Genomic DNA, 23,817 nt, shown 5'->3' on the forward strand with positions numbered 1-23,817 from the left:
GTGCGACCGCCGTCTCCGGCGGCCGCTTATTGGTAGAAACAGTTCAGATCCGCACGCCGAGCCGATATCCCTCGTGGATCGACGCGTCGAGCCCGCGCGGGATCACCGCGTCGCCGGCGCCGTGTAGCTCGTCGACCATCCACTGGAACTCGTGGAACAGGTCGTGGTTCGGCTTGCGCGGCCCCGAGACGAGGACGGTGTCGGCTTCGACGAAGGTCTCTTCGCCCTTCGCGTTGCGCACCATCGCGCCTTCACTGGTGACGCCGACGAGCATCGACGACGTCAGCGTGCGGATCTCGAGCTCCTCGATCCACGCCGAGTGGCGCCACTTGAACGACGGCATCACATCGCCGGCGATGCGCTTGTCCTCCTCGACGATGACGACCTCGTGGCCCTGCTTGCACAGCGACTCGGCGAGCGTGAGCCCGATCTTGCCGGCGCCGACCATCACGACGCGCTTGCCCGGCTTCGTCTTGCCGTTGGCGACCTCGAGCGCATCGACGAGCTTGTCGTGGCCGGGGATGTGGCGGTACGCCTTCATGTCGGTGCGCGAGCCGGCGGCGACGATGCAGACGTCGAACTGGTGCAGGATGCTGCGCATGAACTTCGCGTTCGCCTCGGTGTTGAAGCGCACGTCGATCTCCATCTTGCGCGCCATCGTCTCGTAGTACTTGATCACCGAGATCAGGTCGTCGGGCCGCGCGAGGTCGTTCGACGAGTAGCCGACGAGCGCGCCGCCGATGCGGTCGCCCTTCTCGAACACGGTGACGTCGTGCCCGCGGCGCTTCGCGGTGATCGCGGCTTCCATGCCCGCGGGGCCGGCGCCGATGATCATGATCTTCTTCTTCACCGCCGCCGGCGTGACGTGGTACTCCGGCTCGACTTCGTGGCCGAGCGTCGGGTTCATCGCGCAGGTGTAGGGCAGGTCGCGGAATAGGCGCGACAGGCAGTTCAGCGAGCCGATGCAGCGGCGCACCTCGTCGAGCCGGTCCTCGGCCGCCTTGTGCAGCAGTTCCGGGTCGGCGAGCATCGGCCGGCACACTTCCCAGTAGTCGAACACGCCGTCGGCGATGCACTGGTTCGCCATCACCGGGTCCGGCAGGCGGTTGCCGAAGGTGATCAGCGTGTTCGGGAAGAGCTTTTTCGCCTTCGCCGACAGGTAGTTCCAGTGGCCCGGCTGCACGTCGCGGCCGATCGACGATTCGGGCGCTTCCTGCCAGCCGACGGTGACCGAGATCATGTCGACGCCCGAATCCACCGCCTGTTGCATCAGCTCGAAGCAGTCGTCCTCGGTGTTGCCGCCCCAGCGGTCCATCAGCTCGGCGCCGTTCAGCCGCACGATGAGCGGGTGCTCGGGGGTCGCCTGCTTGATCTCGTCGATCAGCTCGCGCATGAAACGGCCGCGGTTCTCGATCGAGCCACCGTATTCGTCGGTGCGCTGGTTCGTGAAGCGCGAGTTGAAGTTCGCGAGCAGGTAGCCCATGAAGCTCGTCACTTCGGTGCCGTCGAAGCCGGCGCGGATCGCGCGCTTCGCGGCTTCCGCGTGCTGCTTGACGATCGCGCGGATCTCGTCCTTCGTGACTTCGCGCGGCGGGCGGAAGTGCGGCAGCGTCTGCGGCACGACCGACGGCTGGATGCAGTAGCCGAGGTCGATGCCGCCGTAGCGCCCGGCGTGCAGGATCTGCTGGATCGCGACGCCGCCGTTGTCGTGGATGTATTGCGCGATCGTCTCGAACTGCGGCAGGAACTTGTCGTCGAAGAGCGCGACCTGGCGGAAGTAGGCCTTACCTTCGCCGAGCGGGTCGGGATACGCGCCCTGGTTCGTGATGATGCCCGCGCCGGTGCCGGCGATGACCCGGGTGCGCGCGAGTTCGCGCGGCGTGATGTAGCCGTCGCGCGTGTTGTAGTTCGACACGCAGCAGGCGCCGTACTTGACCATGTTCTTGGTCTTGTACTTGCCGATCTGGCCGGGTTTGAACAGGTGCGGAAGCTTGAGCTCGCCGGGACGGGTCATGCAGGTCTCCTCTGGATTTCGATGGTCGTTAATGATTGTGGTGGTGCGCGTCGCAAAAACCGGCGGGCTCGCTGTCCGAGTTCGCGGCCGTCAGGCCGCAACGACGGCGGCCGTTCGCCGCTGAACCGGCGGCAGGGAATCGACGAGCACCCGGAGGCTGTCGCCCTGCATCTCGCGGATCAGCTGAAGGATTTCGCCGAGCGAGGACGCATCCTCGACGGTGGGCGGAAGATCGAAATGCCGCGCATCGCGGGCCACGGGTGCGGGGATTTCCACCGCCTCGACGTTTTCGTGGTCGAGTTCCCGAACGAGCGCCATCACGTTGCCAAGTGCCGTCATCGTCTTTCTCCTTGCTCGGTCCGCCCGATCGCGGAAGCGGTTGGGCATGGAGTGAATATAGGGAGGAGGCGACCTCATTAACCCCCCCACGGGGGAGGGGTGGGGCGATGCGCATGTCACGCCAGCGCCCTTTCGCGCGTGCGCGACGGGCATTCGCCGAAGCGGTTCTTGTAGTCGGCGGCAAAGTGGCCGAGATGATGAAAACCCCAGCGCATCGCGATGCTCGTCACCGTCGCCGCCGCCGCCGACGGCGCGCTTTGCAGCTCGTCTCGGACGCGCTGCATCCGCACCGATTTCAGGTACGCCATCGGCGTGGTGTTGCGGAACTCGCGAAAGCCCGCGAAGAGCGCGCTGGTGCTGACCTTCGCATGCGCGGCGAGGTCGCCGATCGTCAGCTCGCGGTCCGCGTGCGCCTGGATGAACTCTTCGACCCGCCTCACGTGGCGCGGCGCGATCGGTTGCGACGGGTTGAGCAGCGCGTCGCGGTAATTGTTCGGCTGCACCGTCAGCAGCGTCGTGACCAGCAGATGCTCGATCTGCGCGATCGCGAGCCCCGAGCCGAGCGTCGGGGCGCCCCGCTCGACTTCGGCGACGAGATAGGCGACGAGCGACTGCCAGCTCATTCCCGCAGCGGCGGACATCTCCATGCCGAGCGCGAATTCGACCGGCTCGCGCAGCGGGCGGCCGAGGTGCTGCGCGCAGGTCGTTTCGAGCAACGCGCGGTCGATCCGGACCATGATCTGGTCGCAGCCCACGAACAGCGTCTGCGTGAGGTTCTGCGTCGGAGTCACGACGGACGCGAGATCGGGTGAGGCACGGATGCTCTGCGCGCCGCAACTGACGTCGGCGTGCCCCGCGAGCGGCATCATCACGAGCACGAAGCTGTCGAGCCGGCCCGCGTCGATCTCGACCGTCTGACCGTAGGCGAGGCGATTCAGCGAAATGCGACGCAGCGGCGCGTGCCGCATACCCGCTGCGACCTGGTGGCCGCCGCCGACGATCTTCAGTTCGTGCGGACAGAAAACGGCCCCGACGCGGTCGCGCGCCTCCTCCGGATCCCTCGTCTGGAACAGCGAATGGCCGGAGAGCATGTCGCACTCTCCCAGCGTCGTCATCAGCGCCCGGGTCATCCTCGTGTCTCCTCCGGCCTGCACTCCCCGCCCGGTTCTTTGCCTGGCATGGGTTATCGAACTGCGCGGACACGCGGTATCGACGCGCGCCGCGATCATCGTCGGAGCCGTTCGCGGAGCGCTGCCGCGCCCCGTCGGATCAACGTCTCTCACAAACGATTTGATCTCCAACAACGTGTGTATACAGTACACGTCGACCGAGCGCAAGGCTCACGTCGGGGAGCCCCGAAGGTCGAAAATCGCTTCGTCCGGGCCCGCTCTGCACTCGGTGCGCCTCGACCGTCGTTCGCAAGTCGGCGTGAGCACAGCAACGGCCGACCCGGGCGCTCCGGAAGCCCTCGACGCCGGATATCGCTTCGCTCAAAGCGACCTACGCGCTGCGGCTCCCCATCTCCCGCAGGAGGCAGCGAGGGCAGCGCGGTCGCGGTGTACGCCCCCCGCAGCGCTCACGCCGGGACGAGCGCGATCACGCGGAGCGGACTTCCCGAGCCGCCGACGAGCTTCAGCGGCGAGGCGACGAGCACGGCGCCCGTCGGGGGCAGCCGATCGAGGTTGCACAGGCTCGCGAGGCCGAACTTGCCGTTGCCCTGCATGATGTGATGCGTCCAGAACGGCGGGTCGAACGAATGCGCCTGCCCCGCGTCGGTGCCGACCGTCTCGACGCCGACGCCGAGCACGTCGCGTTCGAGCGCGAGCAGCTCGGTCGCGCCGCGGTCGAAGCCGGGCGAGTGCGGGCCGTCCTCGCGGCAATTGAGGAATTCCTCGGCGCCGACGCGCTTCGACCAGTCGCTGCGCAGCAGCACCCAGGCGTTCGGCGGAATGCGTCCGTGGCGCGCCTCCCATTCGAGCACCGCGTCGCGTGTCAGCAGATGATCGGGGTTCGCGGCGGCTTCGCGGCTGATGTCGATGACGCACGCGGGGCCGACGAGCCGGCGCGCCGGAATCGTGTCGAGCGTGCCGTCGGTGCGCTCGCGGCCGCTGATCCAATGTACCGGCGCATCGAAGTGCGTGCCGGTGTGCTCGCCCATGCGGATCGTGCGCCAGTACCACGCCGGGCCGGCATCGTCGTAATGCGAGATCGTCTCGAAGCTCACCGGCGGCGAGTTCGCGAACGGCGGCGGCAGGCCGAGCACGGGGGTGTCCGGGCCGAGCGGCTGCGTCAGGTCGACGACCTGCACGCCGCCCCCTTCGAGCGCTTCGACGAGTTGCGTCAGGACGGTCACTTTCGATGGCATTCCGGTCTCCTCGATGTGGTGGTTCGATGCTCTGCCGACGCGGGCGGGTGCGGCGCAACGGTACTTGCCGGGGCGATGTCCGACGCCGCAGCGGGCGGGTCGCAGCCGTGCTGACCGGGCGCGATAGCGCGCGATCCTCCTCCAGCAGCCGAACTTAAGTCGGCCGCCCGCCCCCGGCTATCCCGACACTGCCGCGCCTATCCCGTGAGCGCCGCTCAGTGCGCGCTGCTCACGCACGCAGACGAAAAAACGGCCGCCCGAAGGCGGCCGCAATGCCACGGGAACTTCCGATCGACTAATGCGCCACTTGCGCGACGCCCTTCTCGCGGATTCCTTTCAGCACTTTCTCCGGCGTGATCGGCGCCTCGGTGAACTGGATGCCGAGCGCGTGGTAGATCGCATTCGCGACCGCGCCGATCGGGCTGACGAGGCCCGATTCGCCGACGCTCTTCGCGCCGAACGGCCCGACCGGATCGGCGTCCTCGACGAGGATCGTCGTGATCTTCGGCATGTCGCTCGGCCCGAACATCTTGTAGTCGGTGAAGCTGTTGTTGAGCATCCGGCCCCGGTCGTCGTAATACGTCTCCTCGGTCAGCACGAAGCCGAGCCCCTGCTGGATGCCGCCTTCGAGCTGGCCTTCGACCGCTGCCGGGTTGATCGCGCGGCCGATGTCGTGCGTATTGACGACATCGAGCACGCGGACTTCGCCGGTCTCGGTGTCGACCTCGACCTCGGCGAACGACGCGCCGAACGGCGGCGAGTTGTGCGGCGGGAAGAAGCTCACGTAGCCCTGGATCTGCCCCGGCGCCCCGGTCGTCTCGCCGGTCATCGGGTCGACGAAGTGGTACACGCCCCCGCGCGTGATCGCTTCGACGTCGATCGAGCGCTGCGGGTCGGCCTTCGCGAAGATCTTCTTGTCGCGGATGTCGAGCTGGTCGGCAGGCACTTGCAGCCGGTCGGCCGCGCGCGCGAACAATTGCCGCTTCGCGTCCTCGCACGCCGCCTTGACCGCCGCGCCGCCGACGTAAAGCGTCCGGCTCGCGTGCGCGCCGATGTCGAAGCCGGCATCCGACCCCGGGCTCGCGAGCTGCACGTCATCGAACGGAAAGCCGAGCGTCTCGGCGGCGATCTGCTTCAGCGCCGTGTGCGAGCCCTGCCCCATGTCCGAGCACGCGAAGATCACCTCCGCGGTCGCGTCCTCGTTGAGCTTGACGGTGCACGCGGTGTGTTCGAGCAGCATCGGCATCGCGCCGCTGGTGTGATTCATCACCGCGACGCCGACGCCGCGCCGCAGCGTACCGGTCTGGTTCGCGTAACGGCGGCGCTTTTCGGCCCAGTCGATCGCCGCCGCGCCGCGGTCGAGACATTCGTCGAGCGCGCAGGACGGATAGGTGACCCCCGCGCACCAGCCGTCATCGCCGACGCCCTTGTGCCACTTTTTGCGCCATTCGACCGGGTCGATGCCGAGCTGCGCGCAGGCCCGCTCGATCAGCTGCTCGAGCGCGAAGTTGGTCTGCGGATTGCCGTAGCCCCGGAACGCGCCGGTGAGACCCTGGTTCGTGAAGTAGGACTCGCCGCGGTAGCGCAGCGCCGGAAACTTGTACATGCCGCTGAGCCACGCGCCGGCTGTGAAGGCGGTGCCCGACGCGTCGAGGTAATAGCCGCCCTTGTAGTTTTCGAAGCGCGCGTCGCACGCGACCGGCGTGCCGTCCTTCTTGAAGCCGAGCTTCATCCAGTACCGCCCCGGGTGGCGGCTCGGCGAGATCGCCCAGTCCTCTTCGCGCAGCGTCTGCAGCTTCACCGGATGGCCGGGCACCGCAAGCGCCATCGCGCACGCCTGCGGTTCCGAGATCAGCCCGAGGCGCGCGCCGAAGCCGCCGCCGATCACGGTCGCGTTGATCTTCACGCGCGCCATCGGCAGGTCGAACAGCTTCGCGAGCTTCGCCTGCACGAGCTTCGGCATCTGCGACGACGTCCAGCACGTGAGCCGGCCGGCGTTGTCGAACTTCGCGACGTACGCGTGCGGTTCCATCTGGCATTGCTTCTGCTTCGGCACGTAGAACACGTCCTCGACGACGACGTCCGCTTCCCGCATTGCCGCGTCGACGTCGCCGCCGCCGAGCGCGTGGTCCGGGAACATCGGCTCGGGCAGCTGGAATGCGCGGTTGCCGGGTTTCTCGGGCACGAACTGCACCGCACCGGGCTGCCGCGACGCTTCCGCGGTCAGATAGACCGGCAGCGGCTCGTATTCGACGATGACCTTCGCCGCGGCGCGCTCGGCCGCTTCCTCGGACTTCGCGATGATTCCGCAGATCGCATCGCCCTGATATTTCACGTGCGTCGTGAAGATCGCCTGGTCGTCGATGTCGCCGAGGAGATCGTGCATCGGCTCGGACACCATCAGGTCCAGGACCGAGGAGTTGTATTTGTTCGCGGTGACGTCGGCCGGGCCGAGCACCTTGACGACGCCGGGCGACTTCGCCGCAGCACTGAGGTCGAGACGCACGACGCGTGCGTGCGCGTGCTCCCAGCAGCGCACGACCTTGCCGTACAGCATTCCCGGAAGCTGGATGTCGGCCGCGTACTGCGCCTGCCCGGTCACCTTGTCCTTGACATCGACGCGTTGCGCGCTGGTGCCGACGATCGATTCGGGCTTCATTGCGCCACCTCCACGCTCGCGGCCGGTTCGGCGACTGCGGCCCCGGGTGCCGTGCGCGCGGCCTTCTTCACCGCCTTGACGATCTTTTCGTAGCCGGTGCAGCGGCAGATGTTGCCTTCGAGCGCGTGACGGATCTCCTGCTCGGTCGGGTCCGGGTTCTTCGCGAGCAGGCTCGCGGTCTTCACGATCATCCCCGGCGTGCAGTAGCCGCACTGGATCGCGGCCTCGTCGGTGAAGGCCTGCTGGATGTAATTGAGCTCGCCGAAATTGGCGAAGCCGGCCGCGGTCGTGATGCGCTTGCCGTCCATCGTCGCCGCGAGCGTCAGGCACGAATTGATCGCCTTGTCGCCATCGACGAGCACCGTACAGGCGCCGCACTCGCCGGTGCCGCAGCCGTATTTCGTCTCGGTCATGCCGAGCTGGTCGCGCAGCACCTCTAGCAGCGTGCGATTGACGGCGACGTTCAGCCGGTATTCCTCTCCGTTGATCTGGAGCGTGATCTGTGCATCCTTCATTCGTGTCTCCTCGGGAAGATCGGCTCGGGCCGATTCAAATGGGCCGATACAAGTGGCGGATTCAGGCCGCGCGGCACGCGTCCTCGATCGCCCGCTTCAGCACCACGCCGGCCACCTGCCGGCGGTATTCGGCGGTCGATCGCTTGTCGTCGATCGGCGAGATTTCCGCCGGCACTGACTCGACGATGCGCTGCAACAGCTCGGCGGTGATTTCCCGGCCCTTCAGCAGCGCCTCGGTGTGCCGCAGGCGCAGCGGCGTCGGCGCGACGCAGCCCATCGCAAGACGCGCACCGGTGCAGGTGTCGCCGAGCATTTCGAGTTGCACCGCGACGTTCAGCTTCGCGAGGTCGTCGTTCGTCCGCGTCAGGCGACGGAATGCCGCGCGGGCGCCCTGCACGGGCGGCGGCAGCAGCAGTTCGACCGCAAGCTCGTCGGCCCGCCGCGCCGTGACGCCGTACGAGAGCCAGAAATCGTCGATATCCACCTCGCGCCGCCCCGATTCGCTCTGGAAGACGACCGTCGCGCCGATCGCGTAGATCGCGCAACTGCAATCCCCGGCGGGCGATGCGCGCAGCAGGTTGCCGAGCACGGTCGCGGTGTTGCGCACCTGCCCGGTCGCGAAGATCTCCGCCGCGTGCCACAACGACGGATAGTGGCGCTTCACGTCCGGGTTCGCGAGCAGGTCGGCGATCGTCGCCTTCGCGCCGATCCGCAGCCCTTTCGCCGGCTCGAACAGCACGTGCGCAAGGCCGGGAATGTTCGCGAGGCTCATCACGTATTCCGGCGACGGCGTCGATTTCATCGCGACCAGCACGTCGGTGCCGCCCGCCATCACGGTGACGCGGCGGCCGTACGAGGACAGCAGACCCACCGCTTCGGCAACGCTTTGCGGCATCAATAGTTCGAAATCCGGCAATATTCGACTGCTCATGGAATCGCTCCTGCAGGGCGTATCGGTGGCGGAATGGGCGGCCGGCGCGCGGCACGCGCCGACGCTTCGACGGCATCACATACTCGCGGGGAAACACGCCGGCGACCGGTCGAATCCCCTCGCGCATTCGTGCCGGAACGGGCCGGACGCGAACGACGACAGTGATACCGGGGGCGGCGCACCGCGGCTATCCGCCGCGTCCGATGCCTATCCGGAAACTTCGGGGAATCGTTCGGCTACCCGCAGGGGGCGGGGAGCGGACGGGGAACTTGGAGCCGGAGGGGACCGGCCCTGAAGCCGGACATGAAGCCGGAACTGAAGCCGGAACCGGACGTGGAACCGGACCCTGAGGGTGCGACTGACCTGGAATCGGTCGGGAGATCGGACCGGAGATCGGACCGGAGGTCCGACGGAGGATCGGACGGAGGAAACGCCGCGGCGCAGTGCGCCGGGCGGCAGGGGAACGGGCGGAACGCACGGTGCGCCCCAGCCCGAACCCGACGCGCCCCGTCCCCGTATCGCCGGGAACGGGGCGCGAGGGCCTTACTTCATCCGGCAGCCGCGCGCCGGGTCGGCGAGCGCCTTTTCGGCGACGCCGACGACCTTGTTGTCGCTGCCTTCGACCTTGCGCAGGTAGATGTCCTGCACCGGGTTGTGCGCCTTCGACAGCGTGAAGGCGCCGCGCGGGCTGTCGATCTTCGCCGCTTCCATCGCCTTGATCATCGCCGCCTGGTCGAGCTCGGCGCCCTTCGAGGCATCGAGCCCGGCGCGCAGCATCTGCGCCGCGTCATAGCCCTGCACCGCGTAGACGTCCGGCTGCATCTTGTATTGCGCCTCGTATGCGCTGCGGAAAGCCTTGTCCTTCGCGTTGTCGAGGCCGTCCGCGTAGTGCAGCGTCGTCAGCAGCCCTTCGCCAGCGCCGCCCATCGCATCGAGCGTGCCGTCGGTGAGGAAGCCCGAGCCGTACAGCGGGATCGACTTCTTCAGCCCCGCCGCGTCGTAATCCTTGACGAACTTCGCGGCGCCGCCGCCGGCGAAGAACACGAACACCGCGTCGGGCTTGAGGTTCGCGATCTCGGTCAGGTAGGGCTGGAACTCGACGTTCGGGAACGGCAGGTAGAGCTCCTTCGCGATCTTGCCGCCGGCCTTCTCGAACGCTTCCTTGAAGCCGTTGACCGCCTGCTCGCCGGCCGCGTACTTCCACGTCAACGTGACGATGTTCTTGTGGCCGCGCTCGGCGGCGACCTTGCCCATGCCGTACGCGGGCTGCCAGTTCGTGAACGAGCTGCGGAACACGTTCGGCGCGCACAGCGGGCCGGTCAGCTCGTCGGCTCCGGCGTTGGGGATGATCATCAGCGTCTTCGTGTCGCGCGCGACCTTCGCCATCGCCAGCGCGACACCCGAGTGCACGGTGCCGACGAGGACGTCGACGCTGTCGCGCTTGACGAGCTTCGACGCGTTCTCGGTCGCCTTCGACGGATCGGACTCGTCATCGACGACGAAGTACTGCACCTCGCGCCCGCCGAGCTTGCCGCCCTGCTCGGCGACGTACTGCTTGAAGCCGTTGGTGATCGCGTTGCCGAGTGCAGCGTAGGTGCCGGTGTAAGGCAGCATCAGCCCGACCTTGACCTTCTCGGCAGCGTGCGCGGCGCCGAGCGGAAGCACCGCGGCGGCGGCCAGCGCGACGATCGTGCGAAACCTGTTGCGTCCCTGAGCCTTGCCCATCTTCTCTCCTCCTGTTTTTTTCATCGAATGGCGGCAACGACGGCGGCCGCACGACGCCTCATTCCCGGTACGGCCACGGTTGTCCCCCGTGCTCCGCGCCGACAAACGTATCCTCGCTCGTAGCCGCATCATGACTACAGCCGGGACGTTTCATCCGCATTTTCTTGCCGCGTTCGCGACAAAGCGCACATCGCATGTCCGCGCCGGTCGCCCCGCACGGCCGCGCCCTACCGACTCGCTCGCTCACGCAGCCGGAACCGCTGCAGCTTGCCGGTCTCGGTGCGCGGCAGCTCGGTCAGGAACTCGACCGCGCGCGGGTACTTGTACGGCGCGATCGTGCTCTTCGCGAAATCCTGCAGCGCGCGCACCAGCGAAGGGCCCGTTTCGACGCCCTCGCGCGGCACGACGAAGGCCTTCACGATCTGCCCGCGCTCGTCGTCCGGCACGCCGATCACCGCGCATTCGGCGACCGACGGATGCTGCAGCAGCGCCTCCTCGACCTCCGGCGAGCCGATGTTGTAGCCGGACGAGATGATCATGTCGTCGACGCGCGACTGGTAGTGGAAATAGCCGTCGGCGTCCATCACGTACGCATCGCCGGTGTAGTTCCAGCCGTCGCGCACGTAGTCGGCCTGGCGCGGATCGTCGAGGTAGCGGCAGCCGGTCGGGCCCTTGACCGCGAGGCGGCCCGCGGTGCCCGGCGGCAGCTCGCGCCCTTCGTCGTCGACGATGCGCGCGCGGTAGCCCGGCACCACCTTGCCGGTCGCCCCGGGCCGCGCGTCCGCCTCGTCGGCGGAGATGAAGATGTGGAACATCTCGGTCGCGCCGATGCCGTCGATGATCTCGATGCCGGTCGCGTCCTTCCACAGTGCGCGCGTCGACGCCGGCAGCACTTCGCCCGCGGACACGCACTTGCGCAGCGTGCCGCCGCGCGCCGCCGTGAATGGCTGCGAGCGCGCCGCTTCGGCCATCGCTCGGTATGACGTCGGCGCGGTGAAGAGGATCGTCGCGCCGAACTCCGGGATCGCGTCGAGCAGCTGCGGCGGCGACGCCTGCTCGAGCAGCACCGTCGAGGCGCCGACGCTCATCGGGAACACGACGAGGCCGCCGAGCGCGAACGTGAACGCGAGCGGCGGGCTGCCGATGAACACGTCGTCCGCCGTCGGGCGCAGTACGTGCGCCGGCCAGCACGCCGCCGACGCGGGCAAGTCGCGATGGAAATGCATCGTCGCCTTCGGCTTGCCGGTCGTGCCCGAAGTGAACGCGAGAATGCAGGTGTCGTCGGCGGCGGTCGCGACGTTGTCGAACGTATCCGGCTGGCACGCCGTGTCCGCGTCGAGCCCCTGCCCCGACGGATCGTTGAAGAAGCGCACATGCGCGAGCACCGGATGCTCGGCCGCGGCGGCTTCGAGTTCCGCGCGCAGCGCGTGCTCGCACAGCGCATGCGTGATCCGCGCCTTGTCGATGATCTGCCCGAGCTCCTTCGCGCGCAGCAGCGGCATCGTGGTCACCGCGATCGCGCCCGCCTTCATCACCGCGAACCAGCACGCGACCATCATCGGATTGTTCGGCCCGCGCAGCAGCACCCGGTTGCCCGGCACGACGCCGAGCTCGCGCACGAGCACGTTGGCGATCCGGTTCGCGCGCCGCTGAAGCTCCGCATACGTCCAGTCGATCCCGCCCGGCGCGCGCAAACATACCCGCTCGCCGTCGCCCTCAACGACGCGCCGATCGAGCAACTCGGTCGCGCAGTTCAGCTGCGGCGGAAACTGCAGCGACGGCAAATCGAAAATAAACTCCGGCTGCGCCTCGGGCGGCGGCAAATGGTCGCGCGCGAACGTATCGACGTGACTCGTCATGGGCGGGTCTCCTCCAGGTGATGAATGTCTTTTTTTATCTGTGAATAGATTAAGCCTCAAGTATCGACAACCCGCAAGCAGGCATACGCGGCGACGCGAGCGAGGTAGAACCCGGGCGAGCGGGTCGTGCCTGCCGGTACTTCGGCTTACCGCAAGACTAGGAGAAAACACTCGCGTCGGGCAGACGGGGATTACCCACATGGGGTTCGATCGAGGGACGCACCGGCGCATTCCCTGCCTTCACCCGGTTGCGGAAGGGCGGCTCGGAGATCGCACTTGGGGCCCCCCGCTGGCGACAGCCCGTCCTTCACCCAAATGCCGGGCAGCTCCCGGGATTCCTGCGGATATGCCTGCTTCGGCTTCCTCGTTCCTTCAACGCAACGTTGTCTTACGAATTCCGGCGGGAACCTCGGGTGTGGAACGGGCTCCATTCCAACGGATTGACGGCGGAGGTTTGCGATGAGCGACGAGAAACCCGAGTTGGTCGGACCGGACCTCTGCCAAGGCGTACCGGCGTCTTCACTGACCGATGGGCAGCCGCTGCTCGGCCACGCGCAAGGCGAGCCGGTGATCGTCGTGCGCCGCGGGGACGAGTTCTTCGCCGTCGGTGCCGTTTGCACGCACTACAGCGGTCCGTTGGCCGAAGGGATCGTGGTCGGCGACACGGTGCGCTGCCCCTGGCATCACGCGGCATTCTGCCTGCGTACCGGCGAGGCAGTACGCGCTCCCGCGCTCGACCCCGTGCCCTGCCGGCGCGTCGAGTTGCGCGACGGCTTGGTCATCGTCGGCGAAAAGATCGAGCCCGTTGCGACGTCACCTGCGCCCGCGCCGAGCGCGGCCGGCCTGCCCGAGGCCATCGTCATCATCGGCGGCGGCGCGGCGGGCAATGCCGCGGCCGAGATGCTGCGGCGCGAACAGTTCGACGGCACGATCACGATGCTCAGCGCCGACGACTCGCTGCCCTGCGATCGCCCCAACCTGTCGAAAAACTATCTGGCCGGCAGTGCGCCCGAGGAGTGGATCTCGCTGCGCTCGGCGGAGTTCTACCACGACCGGCGCATCGACCTGAAGCTGAATGCGCGCGTCGTCGCCATCGACACCGCCAAGCGTGAGCTGCGGCTCGAAGACGGCAGCCACCATCGCTGGGACGCCCTGCTGCTGGCCACCGGCGCCGAGCCCGTGAAGCTCGACGTGCCGGGCGCCGGGCTGCCGCATGTGCATGTGCTGCGCACCTGGGCCGACAGCCGCGCGCTCGTCGCCGGGGCGACGAAGGCGAAGAAGGCGGTCATCGTCGGCGCGAGCTTCATCGGACTCGAAGTCGCCTCGTCGCTGCGCGCGCGCGATATCGACGTGCAGGTGATCGGACGCGAAACCGTGCTGATGGAGCGCGTGCTGGGCGCCGAGGTCGGCTCCTACCTGCGCCAGATGCATGAAGAGCACGGCGTCCGGTTTCATCTGGGCGCGACGGTGGCGTCGATCGACGAACGCGCGGTGACGCTTGCGAACGGCGAGGTACTCGAAGCCGACCTGGTCGTCGTCGGCATCGGCGTGCGCCCGGCGCTCGCGCTGGCCGAGCAGGCGGGGCTCGCCATCGACCGCGGGGTCAGCGTCGACCGCTACCTCGCCACCAATGTCGCGGGCATCTATGCCGCTGGCGACATCGCGCGCTGGCCGGACCGGCTGAGCGGCGCGCCGATCCGCGTCGAGCATTGGGTCGTGGCCGAGCGGCAAGGCCAGGTCGCCGCGCGCAACATGCTGGGCCGGCAAGAGCCGTTCGACATGGTGCCCTTCTTCTGGACCGAGCAATACGACTTCGGCCTCGCCTACGTCGGCCACGCGGAAGGCTTCGATCGTGTAGACATCGAAGGCTCGCTGGCGGCGCGCGACTGCAAGCTCAGCTACAGCCGCGGCGGCAAGAAACTGGCGGTTGCCGTGGTCCACCGCGATCGCGAGGGACTGCGCTGCGAACTGGAATTCGAGCGCGAATTCGAGCGCGCACCCGCCGCCGACGCGTGACCCGACACCGAGGAGCGAATCATGGACAAGCACATGTACCCCGATCCGTCGATCGAACTGCATCGCCAGCGCACGGAGCTCGCGCCGGACACGGCTGCCGCTTTCAAGGCATTCAGCGACAGCGTTTTCGCCGACGGTGCGCTGTCGGGCAAGATGAAGGACCTGATCGCCGTTGCCGTCGCCCACGTCACCCAGTGCCCATATTGCATCCGCGGCCACACCGCCAGCGCCGTGCGCAGGGGTGCGACGCAGCAGGAGGTGATGGAAGCGATCTGGGTTGCCGCCGAAATGCGCGCCGGCGGTGCCTACGCGCATTCGAACCTGGCACTCGACACGATGAACCAGATGGCCGCGGAGAAGCGCAGCCGCGAGGTCTGAACGGGGGGCTGAACCATGAGCACGCACATTGCCAGCGCCAATGTGAAACTGAAACGAGCCTATGAACCGGCCGCAGCCGATGACGGCACGCGGGTGCTGATCGATCGGCTTTGGCCGCGCGGCGTCAGCAAGGACGACGCAGCGCTCGATCTGTGGCTGAAGGATCTGGCGCCGAGCACCGAACTGAGAAAGTGGTTCGGCCACGACCCGGCGCGCTGGGGGGAGTTTCAGGATCGTTATGCCGACGAGGTGCACCAGCAGCCCGAGGCATTCAAGCAGTTGCGCGATCTGGCGCAAAAGGGGCCCGTCACGCTCGTCTATTCGGCCCACGACGAAGAGCACAACGATGCCGTCGTCTTGCGCAGCCTGTTGCTGGGGCGCGGCAAGCCGGGCTAAGTTCGATTCCCGTAAAGTCGAATACCGCCGACCTTGGCGGCGGTATTCGACTGAACCGTACCAACGCCGGCGCAATTCACGGTTTTTTTCGAGCGTCTCTCCCCCCGAAAGACTCGCGATCAGGTTTTCCCATCCCGTCGCAAAACAGGCCACCGCGCGTCGGCGTATCGCTGGCACGCGGGCGCAATCCGCAGCATGTGCGGTGTGCCGGTTCCACCTCCGCCCGTCGTGACGATGACGAGACACGGCGCCGCACTCTGGCCCTCGAGCGGAAGGGACAGCGGCTCGAATCAAGCGACGCAGGCGTGCCTGGCTCGTGAAGGAAACGCCGCGCCGCGGCTGCCTGCAAGGGGTGGTCGGACGGACTCGCAACAGATTGCGAAACGGGTGGCCAGCCGTTCAAAGCGGGGCTATACCTTGATCTCGTACAGCTTCCCCCATCCGGAAAAATTCTGCTTTTGACGGCCCTTGTTTGCCGGGCGCGCGGGAGGCTGGCGGCCTGTCACCAGGGTAGTCCATGAACGCTCCCGCCCCCATAGTCGCTGCACAAGGCGTCGTCCCGGCGCCGTGGCGGGCTTCGCTGACGCTGCGCTTTGCCGACCGTGACGGACGCACCGCCCTGGTCGAGCGCCGTCACTTCGGCCCTCTGATGGTTCAAAAGCCGCTCTACCCGGAAGGAAAAGTCTGTCACGTCGTGATGCTGCATCCGCCGGGGGGAATTGCCGGTGGGGACGAACTGGCGATCGATATCGAGGTGGGGCCGGGCGCACACGCCACCCTCACCACGCCCGGCGCGAACCGCTGGTACAAGTCGCTCGGGCGTGACGCGTCGCAACACGTCCGTCTGGCCGTCGGTCCGGGGGCGTGCCTGGATTGGTTGCCACAGGAAAACATCGTGTTCAGGCAAGCGCGGCCGCTTCTCGACACGCGCCTGACGGTGGCCGCGGGCGGCAGTGCCATCGGCTGGGACGCATTCGTCCTCGGACGCGGCGCGGCGGGCGAATACTGGTCGGAAGGGAGGCTTCGGCTCCGGACCGAAGTGCAGTACGCGGGCCGAATGCTGTGGATCGAGGCGGCCGAGCTGCAGGCCGACTCCCCGCTGCGCGCCGCTCCCGTCGGAATGGACGGGTTCGACGTGTTCGGGACGCTGTGGGCGGTGGGGGCTGCGGCCTCCCCGGCGCTTGCAGAGCAGATCGCCGCAATGCTGCCTTGCCACGCCACGCTGCGCGCCGGGCTGAGCTGTCTCGGCCCGACCGGCGAAGGCATGTTGTTGTTGCGGGTGCTGGGCACCCGGATCGAGGCCGTGCGGCAGTTGCTGGAAACGGTGTGGACCGCGCTGCGACAGCCCATTCACCGCGTGCCGGCGAAGCCGTTGCGTCTGTGGGCCACATGAGTCGCGCGTGGCCGGTCGTAGCGGGGATGTAGCGAAACCAAGGACGAAGAACAATGGAACTGACGCCTCGAGAGAAGGACAAGCTGTTGATTTTCACCGCTGGCCTGCTCGCCGAACGTCGCAAGGCGCGCGGGCTCAAGCTCAATTATCCGGAAGCCGTGGCTCTCATCTCGGCCTACATCCTCGAGGGCGCCCGCGACGGCAAGAGCGTGGCCGACCTGATGCACGACGGGACGACCGTGCTGAAGCGCGAGGACGTGATGGACGGGGTCGCCGAGCTGATCGCCGACATCCAGGTCGAGGCGACTTTCCCGGACGGCACCAAGCTCGTCACCGTCCATCACCCGATCGTGTGAGCCCTCCCCGGGCGGCTGCGATTTCCCGAAGCTTGCCGACTTCCTCTTTCAAACGGAGCGAGCGATGAAAAACGGTTGTTACTCGAAAGTGCTTTTGTGCGGCGCGCTGTCGCTGGTCGCCAGTTCCGCGTTCGCGCACCCCGGCCACGATGTTTCCGCTGCCGCGAGCCTGGCGTCGGGCCTGCTCCATCCACTGACCGGCGCCGATCACCTGCTGGTGATGCTGACGGTCGGCGTGTGGAGCGCGCTCGGCAGCAAATCGCCCGCAACAGCGCTGCGTCTGCCCGCGGTTTTCGTCGCGCTGATGGTGGCGGGCTTCGCGGCCGGATTGATCGCACCGGGTGTGTCGGCGGTCGAGCCGATGATCGCGGCTTCGCTGCTGGTCCTCGGCGCGCTGGTCGCCCTGCGTGCGCAGCTGCCCGCCTGGGCCGGCATGAGCATCGTCGGCGGTTTCGCGCTCTTCCATGGCTACGCGCACGGCGCAGACCTGCCCGCGGCGGCATCGGTATTGGCCTATGGCGCGGGTTTCGTCGCGACGACCGCGACGCTTCATGCGACGGGCCTTGGCCTCGGCGCCGTCGCGCGCCGCTACGTCGCATGGCTCGCGCCCGTCGCCGGCACAGGCGTCGCCCTGTACGGCATCAGCCTGTTGGCCGCATGAGCCGAGGAGGCCCAGATGATTCCCGGTGAACTGATCGCCGCCGATGGCGAACTCGAGCTCAACGCCGGCCGGCCCACGATCACGGTCGCGGTCGCCAACGCCGGCGACCGGCCGATCCAGGTCGGCTCGCACTTCCACTTCTACGAGGTCAATACAGCGCTGCAGTTCGATCGCGAGCCCACTCGCGGCTTTCGCCTGAACATCGCGGCCGGAACCGCAGTGCGGTTCGAGCCCGGCCAGTCGCGCACGGTCGAGCTGGTGGCGTTGGCGGGCGATCGCGTGGTGTTCGGCTTCGATCAGAAGGTCATGGGGGCGCTGTGATCAACCGCTTTCGCAACGAGGCACGCGAATGACTATCAGGATTTCCCATCAGGCCTATGCCGAACTCTATGGCCCGACCACCGGAGACCGCCTGCGGCTCGCCGACACCGACCTGATCATCGAGGTCGAGAAGGACTTCACGATCTACGGCGAGGAGGTGAAGTTCGGCGGCGGCAAGGTGATCCGCGACGGCATGGGCCAGAGCCAGCGCATGGCGAAGGATTGCGTCGATACCGTGATCACCAATGCCGTCATCGTCGATTACTGGGGCATCGTCAAGGCCGACATCGGCATCAAGGACGGGCGCATCGCCGCCATCGGCAAGGCCGGCAATCCCGACATCCAGCCCGGTGTGACGATCGTGGTCGGCCCCGCGACCGAGGTCGTGGCCGGCGAAGGCATGATCGTCACCGCGGGCGGCATCGACACCCATATCCACTTCATCTGCCCGCAGCAGATCGAGGAGGCGCTGATGAGCGGGGTCACGACGATGATCGGCGGCGGCACCGGACCGGTTGCCGGCACCACCGCCACGACCGTGACGCCCGGGCCGTGGCATATCGAACGCATGCTGCAGTCGATCGACAACTACCCGATGAACATCGGCCTGCTGGGCAAGGGCAACACCAGCCTGCCCGACCCCTTGCGCGAACAGGTGGCTGCCGGCGTCGTCGGGCTCAAGCTGCACGAGGACTGGGGCAGCACGCCGGCGGCGATCGACAACTGCCTCGCCGTGGCCGACGAAACCGACATCCAGGTCGCGATCCACTCCGACACTCTCAACGAAGGCGGCTTTGTCGAAGCCACGGTCGCGGCTTTCAAGGGCCGCACGATCCACACCTACCACACCGAAGGTGCCGGCGGCGGGCATGCGCCGGACATCATCCGGGTGTGCGGGGAGGCCAACGTCCTGCCGTCGTCGACCAACCCGACGCGGCCGTTCACGGTCAACACGCTGGACGAACACCTCGACATGCTGATGGTGTGCCACCACCTGGACCCCGCCATTGCGGAGGACGTGGCGTTCGCCGAGAGCAGGATACGCGGGGAGACCATCGCCGCAGAGGACGTCCTGCACGATCTCGGCGCCTTCTCGATGATCTCCAGCGATTCGCAGGCGATGGGCCGGGTCGGCGAGGTGATCATGCGCACCTGGCAGACCGCGCACAAGATGGCGGCCCAGCGCGGCAAGCTCGCCGGCGACCCGCACGACGCCCGCGGCGGACATGACAACTTCCGGGTCAAGCGCTACGTCGCGAAGTACACCATCAACCCCGCGCTGACGCATGGCATCGCGCACGAGGTCGGATCGATCGAGGTCGGCAAGTGGGCGGACCTGGTGCTGTGGCGGCCCGCCTTCTTCGGCGTCAAACCGAGCACGATCCTCAAGGGCGGCGTGGTCGCAGGAGCGGTCATGGGAGATCCGAACGGTTCGATTTCCACGCCGCAGCCGGTGCACTACCGGATGATGTACGCGGGCAATGGGGCGGCGGTTCACCGCGCGTCACTGACCTTCGTCTCGCAGGCCGCGGTCGACGGCGGCATCGTCGAACGCTACGGCCTCCAGAAGCCCGTCGTGGCGGTGCAGGGCACGCGCTCGATCAGGAAGCGCGACATGATCCACAACGACTGGCAGCCGCAGATCACGGTCGACCCGGAAACCTACGAGGTCGTGGCCGACGGCCAGCTGATGACGTGCGAGCCGGTGGCGGAGCTGCCGATGACGCAGCGCTACTTCCTGTTCTGACAGGTCCGCGCGCATGTTGACGGTCGAAAAATACCTGAGCGCGCCGCACGACATTCCGGCGGCGCAGATCGCGCTTGCGCCCCGCCTCACACTGCCGTTTTCCGAACGTAGCAAGAGCCGGCTCCGTGCGGCGCTGGACGACGGACGGGAAGTGGCGGTGTTCCTGCCGCGCGGCACCGTGCTGCGCGGGGGCGATCTGCTCGTGCTCGACGACGGGAGCTACATCGAGGTGAGGGCCGCGCCCGAATCGGTGCTGCAGGTGACGGCATCGGATGCCCATGCGCTGATGCGCGCGGCGTATCACCTGGGCAATCGCCATACGCCGGCGGAAATCGATCCGACCTCTCTACGCCTCGAGTACGACAGCGTGCTGGCGGAGATGCTGGCGCGCCTCGGCGTCACGGTCACGCGCGCCGACCTGCCGTTCGAACCGGAGGCGGGAGCCTATGGCGGCGGCCACCGGCACGGCCACGATGCGACCTTCGCCGAGGACCATGCGGCAGCGCAGGCCTTGTTCGAACAGCATCACGGCCACTCGCACGATCACGTCTACACCCGGCATCACCCGCATCATGCCCATGACGACCCGAACGGCGAGCGCGGACCTTGAGGCGCGCCGCGGCGCGTGCGCAGCCGCGATCGGTCTGCCGCAGCTGATCTCGTTGCTGCAGCTGGCGTCGCCGGCGCTGCCGATCGGCGGCTTCAGCTATTCGCAGGGCCTCGAAGCCGCGATCGACCATGGCTTCGTCAACGACGCACCGAGCGCGGAACGCTGGATTCGCGACGGTCTGCTGCACGTGCATGCGGACGCCGAAGCGCCGTTATGGCTGCTGCTGCACCGCTGCTGGGCCGCCCGGGACTACGCGGGCGCGGCGGCATGGAACGCCTGGTTCCACGCCAGCCGGGAGACGGCCGAACTGCGGCTGGAAACCGAGCAGATGGGGTGGTCGCTGGCGCGACTGGTCGCGCAGATGGAATGGGGCGAACCCGAGTTGCGCGCCGAACTGGCACGGCTCACGCCGGTGTGCCTGCCCACGGCCTTCTCCGCAGCCTGTGTCGCGCTCGCGGTGCCGGAACGCGAAGGGCTTGCGGCGTACTGTTTCAGCTGGGCCGAGAACCAGGTCGTTGCCGCGCTGAAAGCGGTGCCGCTCGGCCAGGTCGCCGGCCAGCGCATCCTGCACCGGCTCAATGACGTCGTGCAGGAGGCCATCACCGAGGCCGGGCGCCGTGCCAATGCGACGCTGCCCGAACTCTCCACCTTCTCCCCCATGCTGGGACTGCTGTCCGCCCGTCACGAGGCCCAGTATTCCCGGCTGTTCCGAAGCTGAGGCGACATGAACGACAAGCGAACGAAGAAAAGACCTCCGCTGCGCGTGGGGGTGGGCGGCCCGGTGGGCTCGGGCAAGACCACCTTGCTCGAGATGCTGTGCAAGGCGATGCGCGAACGCTACGACCTCGTCGCGATCACCAACGACATCTACACCAAAGAGGATCAGCGCCTGCTCACGAACGCGGGCGCCTTGCCGCCCGAGCGCATCATGGGCGTGGAAACGGGCGGCTGCCCGCACACGGCGATCCGCGAAGACGCTTCGATCAACCTCGAAGCCGTGGACCGCATGCTGGCGAAGTTCCCGGACGCGGACATCGTGTTCATCGAGTCCGGCGGCGACAATCTGGCAGCGACCTTCAGCCCCGAACTGTCGGATCTGACCATCTACGTGATCGACGTCGCCGGCGGCGAGAAGATCCCGCGCAAAGGCGGCCCGGGTATCACCCGCTCGGACCTGCTGGTGATCAACAAGACCGATCTCGCACCCTACGTCGGCGCGAATCTGGATGTGATGGAGGCCGATGCCCGCAAGATGCGGGGCGCGCGCCCCTTTGTGATGGGCAGCATCAAGTCGGGCCGGGGACTCGAGGAGGTGATCGCCTTCATCGAGCGCCAGGGCATGTTGACGGCCTGAGCGCGGCACGATGAAACGGCAGGACGTGCGGCATGAATGGACATGAGGAACAACCCTCTCTGCAGGCGGCGCCCGCCGCAGGGACAAGCCGCTGGCAAAGGCTGACGGACGCGTCTTCGACCATGTCTTTCGTCGACGTATGCCTGCGCGGCTGCGCACAGGTCATGTTCCAGAACAACCCGCTGTGCGGCGCGTTCTTCCTGCTCGCGATCATCTGGGGCGCCTGGGCCGAGGGACGCCCTGAAGTCGCCGTGGGCGCGGTGCTTGCCACGGTGATCGCCACCGCGACCGGCTACGTGCTTCATCTGGACAGGACGGCGCTGCGCAGCGGCCTGTGCGGATACAACGGCACCCTGCTCGGGGTCGCGCTGCCGACTTTCCTGCTGTCGAACGCCGCGATGTGGGTGTGCCTGGTCCTGGGTGCAATCGTGTCGACGATCTCCATGCTGACGATCTCGCGCATGCTAAAGACATGGAAAGTCGCCGCCTTGACCGCGCCTTTCGTATTCACGACATGGTTCTTCCTCCTCGCCACCTACAGCTTTTCGCGCATCCACAGCGCCGGCCTTCCGGAGCCCGCGATCCCGCACCAATTCAGCATGACCGTCACGGGCGAGCTGACCCTAACCGGGTTCGGCGCAAGCACCCTGAACGGCATCGCTCAGGTATTTCTGCTTCCCAGCGCGATCAGCGGGGTGCTGATTCTCATCGGCCTGTTTCTCTCGTCGCGCGGCGCCGGGGCCTTTGCGCTCGTCGGCTCGCTGCTCTCGGTGGCCGCCGCCGATCTGCTCGGCGCACCCGATGTTGAAGTGCATAACGGACTATTCGCCTTTTCCGGCGTGCTCACCGCGGTTGCGCTGGGCGATGCCTTCAATCGGCCGAGCTGGCGCGTGCTCGCTTATGCGGTGATCGGGGTGTTGTTCACGGTGGTCACGCAGGGCGCGCTCAATACCTTGCTCGAGCCCGTCGGGATTCCGACGCTGACGATGCCTTTCGTGCTTGCCTCATGGCTGTTCCTGGTTCCCAACCAAGAACTGATGCCCGATTACCGCCGATGAGGACCGCCGCTCCACCGATGGATACCCGGAGACAAAAAATGCGCCGCCTGCTTGCCGTCAGCCTCACTCTTGCGTCCTTCGCCGTTCCGTTCGCTTCGGCCGCGCAGGAGAAAGTTCTCGCGAAGCCCCCGTCGCCGCTCCTGAAGGAGATCGTGCAAGGGATGCCCAAGGGCGAAAAGCAGGAGGTGCGGGTCATCGTGGCGACGCTCGAGCCGGGCGAAGCGACCCCGTCCCATACCCACCGTTTCCCGGTGACCGTCTACATCCTGGCGGGGACCTTCACCTTGGAGAGGGAAGGTGGCGCGCCGGTGACGCTTACGACCGGTCAGTCGATGGTGGAGCCGCCGAACGTGAAACTGACGGGCTACAACCGCGGCACCGATCCGATGAAGGCTGTCATCTTCTACGTAAGCGATCCGGACACGCCCTTCCTCGACCCCACCCGCGACTGATCGGATCACGAGGATCGGGTGGCACGCGCAAGAAGCGGCGAAGGGAGCCCGCGATGTCCCGGAGTTCCTGCCCCGGGCGCCGAAGGGCTGAAACGCCGCGCGTCAGTGATACCCGATGCCCATCACGTAATCGCGCAACAGCGACCCTTCGTACTCCTCCTCGGCCATGAGCACCCGCAATGCGTCACGGGCGTTGATGACTCCTACCGGTATGTAATGCTCGTCGACGACCGGAATGTGCACGAAGCCGCGTTGCTGCATCATCGACAGGACATCGGGCAAGCGGTCGGTCGGGCAGCAGGAAGTGACCTCCTGGGTCATGACGTCGGCGGCCCGAGTCCTGCAAGCGCCGCCGGCACATGTGCCGATCAGCCGGACGATGTCCGTTTTTGTGATGACCCCCGCCATTTTCCCGTCGGGACCACAAACGACGACAAGGCCGATATGCGTGTCCGTAAGCAGCTTCGCGGCATCCATCAGCCACGTGTCGATGCCGACGATTAGCAGGCGCGAACGTGCAACGTCTCCTATGCTGCTGACCAGTTTCGTGTTCATGCCTTTACTTTTCCTCTTCAGCGCGAATTCCGTTGAATGGGGTGCGCCGTCGGTCGGGAAACGCCGGCTGCGGCGCAGGACACATCGGACAGCCGGCAACTCCATAAAAGCGC

Annotated in this window: 23 protein-coding genes; 13 read left to right on the top strand and 10 right to left on the bottom strand. The window is 67.2% G+C overall.

Annotated elements, in window-relative coordinates; genetic code table 11:
* Positions 1–43: 43 nt before the first annotated feature.
* From ROZ37_RS03675 to ROZ37_RS03715, 9 genes are all read right to left on the bottom strand, one after another.
* Positions 44–2,014 (bottom strand): NAD(P)/FAD-dependent oxidoreductase, encoded by a 1,971-nt coding sequence (locus ROZ37_RS03675; RefSeq protein WP_312657619.1) that lies wholly within the window; start codon positions 2,012–2,014, stop codon positions 44–46.
* A 90-nt stretch (positions 2,015–2,104) separates the two neighbouring features.
* Positions 2,105–2,353: a hypothetical protein gene (locus ROZ37_RS03680; protein WP_312657620.1), complete on the bottom strand. Its 249-nt coding sequence runs from the start codon at positions 2,351–2,353 to the stop codon at positions 2,105–2,107.
* 116 nt (positions 2,354–2,469) lie between these two features.
* A complete protein-coding gene (locus ROZ37_RS03685; protein ID WP_312657621.1) occupies positions 2,470–3,483 on the bottom strand; it encodes an AraC family transcriptional regulator in 1,014 nt (337 codons plus the stop codon).
* A gap of 446 nt (positions 3,484–3,929) precedes the next feature.
* Positions 3,930–4,718: a cyclase family protein gene (locus ROZ37_RS03690; protein WP_312657622.1), complete on the bottom strand. Its 789-nt coding sequence runs from the start codon at positions 4,716–4,718 to the stop codon at positions 3,930–3,932.
* 295 nt (positions 4,719–5,013) lie between these two features.
* Positions 5,014–7,377 carry a molybdopterin cofactor-binding domain-containing protein gene (locus ROZ37_RS03695; protein WP_312657623.1) on the bottom strand — a complete coding sequence of 788 codons (2,364 nt, stop codon included), beginning with the start codon at positions 7,375–7,377 and terminating at the stop codon, positions 5,014–5,016.
* Positions 7,374–7,892 (bottom strand): 2Fe-2S iron-sulfur cluster-binding protein, encoded by a 519-nt coding sequence (locus tag ROZ37_RS03700; RefSeq protein ID WP_312657624.1) that lies wholly within the window; start codon positions 7,890–7,892, stop codon positions 7,374–7,376. Before ROZ37_RS03700 ends, ROZ37_RS03695 begins: the two co-directional genes overlap by 4 nt.
* 61 nt (positions 7,893–7,953) lie before the next feature.
* Positions 7,954–8,823, bottom strand: coding sequence for an FAD binding domain-containing protein (locus ROZ37_RS03705; RefSeq protein ID WP_312657625.1), 870 nt, complete (start codon positions 8,821–8,823; stop codon positions 7,954–7,956).
* A gap of 543 nt (positions 8,824–9,366) precedes the next feature.
* Complete coding sequence (locus tag ROZ37_RS03710; protein ID WP_312657626.1) at positions 9,367–10,548, bottom strand: ABC transporter substrate-binding protein; 1,182 nt, start codon at positions 10,546–10,548, stop codon at positions 9,367–9,369.
* Between the two features lie 227 nt (positions 10,549–10,775).
* A complete protein-coding gene (locus ROZ37_RS03715) occupies positions 10,776–12,407 on the bottom strand; it encodes an AMP-binding protein (RefSeq protein ID WP_312657627.1) in 1,632 nt (543 codons plus the stop codon).
* 459 nt (positions 12,408–12,866) lie between these two features.
* Between ROZ37_RS03715 and ROZ37_RS03720 the strand changes: the two genes are divergently transcribed.
* From ROZ37_RS03720 to ROZ37_RS03780, 13 genes are all read left to right on the top strand, one after another.
* Positions 12,867–14,423, top strand: a complete 1,557-nt coding sequence (locus tag ROZ37_RS03720; RefSeq protein ID WP_312657628.1) for an FAD-dependent oxidoreductase — start codon at positions 12,867–12,869, stop codon at positions 14,421–14,423.
* A gap of 21 nt (positions 14,424–14,444) precedes the next feature.
* Entirely contained in the window at positions 14,445–14,801 is a 357-nt protein-coding gene (locus ROZ37_RS03725; protein ID WP_312657629.1) for a carboxymuconolactone decarboxylase family protein, read from the top strand.
* Positions 14,802–14,816: 15 nt separating this feature from the next.
* Positions 14,817–15,197: a DUF488 domain-containing protein gene (locus tag ROZ37_RS03730; protein ID WP_312657630.1), complete on the top strand. Its 381-nt coding sequence runs from the start codon at positions 14,817–14,819 to the stop codon at positions 15,195–15,197.
* A gap of 517 nt (positions 15,198–15,714) precedes the next feature.
* Positions 15,715–16,590: an urease accessory protein UreD gene (locus ROZ37_RS03735; RefSeq protein ID WP_312657632.1), complete on the top strand. Its 876-nt coding sequence runs from the start codon at positions 15,715–15,717 to the stop codon at positions 16,588–16,590.
* Between the two features lie 53 nt (positions 16,591–16,643).
* Entirely contained in the window at positions 16,644–16,946 is a 303-nt protein-coding gene (locus ROZ37_RS03740) for an urease subunit gamma (protein WP_312657633.1), read from the top strand.
* A gap of 64 nt (positions 16,947–17,010) precedes the next feature.
* Positions 17,011–17,607: a HupE/UreJ family protein gene (locus ROZ37_RS03745; RefSeq protein WP_312657634.1), complete on the top strand. Its 597-nt coding sequence runs from the start codon at positions 17,011–17,013 to the stop codon at positions 17,605–17,607.
* A 15-nt stretch (positions 17,608–17,622) separates the two neighbouring features.
* Positions 17,623–17,928: an urease subunit beta gene (locus ROZ37_RS03750; RefSeq protein WP_312657635.1), complete on the top strand. Its 306-nt coding sequence runs from the start codon at positions 17,623–17,625 to the stop codon at positions 17,926–17,928.
* Between the two features lie 28 nt (positions 17,929–17,956).
* On the top strand, positions 17,957–19,675 hold the full coding sequence (ureC, locus tag ROZ37_RS03755; protein WP_312657636.1) for an urease subunit alpha: 1,719 nt from the start codon (positions 17,957–17,959) through the stop codon (positions 19,673–19,675).
* A 13-nt stretch (positions 19,676–19,688) separates the two neighbouring features.
* Positions 19,689–20,285: an urease accessory protein UreE gene (ureE, locus tag ROZ37_RS03760; RefSeq protein WP_312657637.1), complete on the top strand. Its 597-nt coding sequence runs from the start codon at positions 19,689–19,691 to the stop codon at positions 20,283–20,285.
* Positions 20,254–21,003: an urease accessory protein UreF gene (locus tag ROZ37_RS03765; protein WP_312657638.1), complete on the top strand. Its 750-nt coding sequence runs from the start codon at positions 20,254–20,256 to the stop codon at positions 21,001–21,003. Before ureE ends, ROZ37_RS03765 begins: the two co-directional genes overlap by 32 nt.
* A 6-nt stretch (positions 21,004–21,009) precedes the next feature.
* Positions 21,010–21,639, top strand: a complete 630-nt coding sequence (gene ureG, locus ROZ37_RS03770) for an urease accessory protein UreG (protein WP_312657640.1) — start codon at positions 21,010–21,012, stop codon at positions 21,637–21,639.
* A gap of 122 nt (positions 21,640–21,761) precedes the next feature.
* On the top strand, positions 21,762–22,697 hold the full coding sequence (yut, locus tag ROZ37_RS03775) for an urea transporter (protein WP_312657641.1): 936 nt from the start codon (positions 21,762–21,764) through the stop codon (positions 22,695–22,697).
* 38 nt (positions 22,698–22,735) lie between these two features.
* Positions 22,736–23,149, top strand: coding sequence for a cupin domain-containing protein (locus ROZ37_RS03780; RefSeq protein WP_312657643.1), 414 nt, complete (start codon positions 22,736–22,738; stop codon positions 23,147–23,149).
* Positions 23,150–23,251: 102 nt separating this feature from the next.
* Here ROZ37_RS03780 and ROZ37_RS03785 read toward each other — a convergent pair whose 3' ends face one another.
* Complete coding sequence (locus tag ROZ37_RS03785; protein WP_312657645.1) at positions 23,252–23,704, bottom strand: CBS domain-containing protein; 453 nt, start codon at positions 23,702–23,704, stop codon at positions 23,252–23,254.
* Between the last annotated feature and the right edge of the window lie 113 nt (positions 23,705–23,817).

This window comes from Aromatoleum sp., from assembly GCF_032027225.1.
Lineage (GTDB): Bacteria > Pseudomonadota > Gammaproteobacteria > Burkholderiales > Rhodocyclaceae > Aromatoleum.

What these genes read in the sequence shown, in the direction of transcription:
- ROZ37_RS03680 (WP_312657620.1), bottom strand. Translation starts at nt 2,353, where the DNA reads ATGACGGCACTTGGCAACGTGATGGCGCTCGTTCGGGAACTCGACCAC.
- ROZ37_RS03715 (WP_312657627.1), bottom strand. Translation starts at nt 12,407, where the DNA reads ATGACGAGTCACGTCGATACGTTCGCGCGCGACCATTTGCCGCCGCCC.
- ROZ37_RS03735 (WP_312657632.1), top strand. Translation starts at nt 15,715, where the DNA reads ATGAACGCTCCCGCCCCCATAGTCGCTGCACAAGGCGTCGTCCCGGCG.
- ureC (WP_312657636.1), top strand. Translation starts at nt 17,957, where the DNA reads ATGACTATCAGGATTTCCCATCAGGCCTATGCCGAACTCTATGGCCCG.
- ROZ37_RS03725 (WP_312657629.1), top strand. Translation starts at nt 14,445, where the DNA reads ATGGACAAGCACATGTACCCCGATCCGTCGATCGAACTGCATCGCCAG.
- ROZ37_RS03765 (WP_312657638.1), top strand. Translation starts at nt 20,254, where the DNA reads ATGACGACCCGAACGGCGAGCGCGGACCTTGAGGCGCGCCGCGGCGCG.
- yut (WP_312657641.1), top strand. Translation starts at nt 21,762, where the DNA reads ATGTCTTTCGTCGACGTATGCCTGCGCGGCTGCGCACAGGTCATGTTC.
- ROZ37_RS03780 (WP_312657643.1), top strand. Translation starts at nt 22,736, where the DNA reads ATGCGCCGCCTGCTTGCCGTCAGCCTCACTCTTGCGTCCTTCGCCGTT.
- ROZ37_RS03740 (WP_312657633.1), top strand. Translation starts at nt 16,644, where the DNA reads ATGGAACTGACGCCTCGAGAGAAGGACAAGCTGTTGATTTTCACCGCT.
- ROZ37_RS03730 (WP_312657630.1), top strand. Translation starts at nt 14,817, where the DNA reads ATGAGCACGCACATTGCCAGCGCCAATGTGAAACTGAAACGAGCCTAT.
- ureG (WP_312657640.1), top strand. Translation starts at nt 21,010, where the DNA reads ATGAACGACAAGCGAACGAAGAAAAGACCTCCGCTGCGCGTGGGGGTG.
- ROZ37_RS03690 (WP_312657622.1), bottom strand. Translation starts at nt 4,718, where the DNA reads ATGCCATCGAAAGTGACCGTCCTGACGCAACTCGTCGAAGCGCTCGAA.
- ureE (WP_312657637.1), top strand. Translation starts at nt 19,689, where the DNA reads ATGTTGACGGTCGAAAAATACCTGAGCGCGCCGCACGACATTCCGGCG.
- ROZ37_RS03685 (WP_312657621.1), bottom strand. Translation starts at nt 3,483, where the DNA reads ATGACCCGGGCGCTGATGACGACGCTGGGAGAGTGCGACATGCTCTCC.
- ROZ37_RS03745 (WP_312657634.1), top strand. Translation starts at nt 17,011, where the DNA reads ATGAAAAACGGTTGTTACTCGAAAGTGCTTTTGTGCGGCGCGCTGTCG.
- ROZ37_RS03750 (WP_312657635.1), top strand. Translation starts at nt 17,623, where the DNA reads ATGATTCCCGGTGAACTGATCGCCGCCGATGGCGAACTCGAGCTCAAC.
- ROZ37_RS03710 (WP_312657626.1), bottom strand. Translation starts at nt 10,548, where the DNA reads ATGGGCAAGGCTCAGGGACGCAACAGGTTTCGCACGATCGTCGCGCTG.
- ROZ37_RS03785 (WP_312657645.1), bottom strand. Translation starts at nt 23,704, where the DNA reads ATGAACACGAAACTGGTCAGCAGCATAGGAGACGTTGCACGTTCGCGC.
- ROZ37_RS03705 (WP_312657625.1), bottom strand. Translation starts at nt 8,823, where the DNA reads ATGAGCAGTCGAATATTGCCGGATTTCGAACTATTGATGCCGCAAAGC.
- ROZ37_RS03695 (WP_312657623.1), bottom strand. Translation starts at nt 7,377, where the DNA reads ATGAAGCCCGAATCGATCGTCGGCACCAGCGCGCAACGCGTCGATGTC.
- ROZ37_RS03675 (WP_312657619.1), bottom strand. Translation starts at nt 2,014, where the DNA reads ATGACCCGTCCCGGCGAGCTCAAGCTTCCGCACCTGTTCAAACCCGGC.
- ROZ37_RS03720 (WP_312657628.1), top strand. Translation starts at nt 12,867, where the DNA reads ATGAGCGACGAGAAACCCGAGTTGGTCGGACCGGACCTCTGCCAAGGC.
- ROZ37_RS03700 (WP_312657624.1), bottom strand. Translation starts at nt 7,892, where the DNA reads ATGAAGGATGCACAGATCACGCTCCAGATCAACGGAGAGGAATACCGG.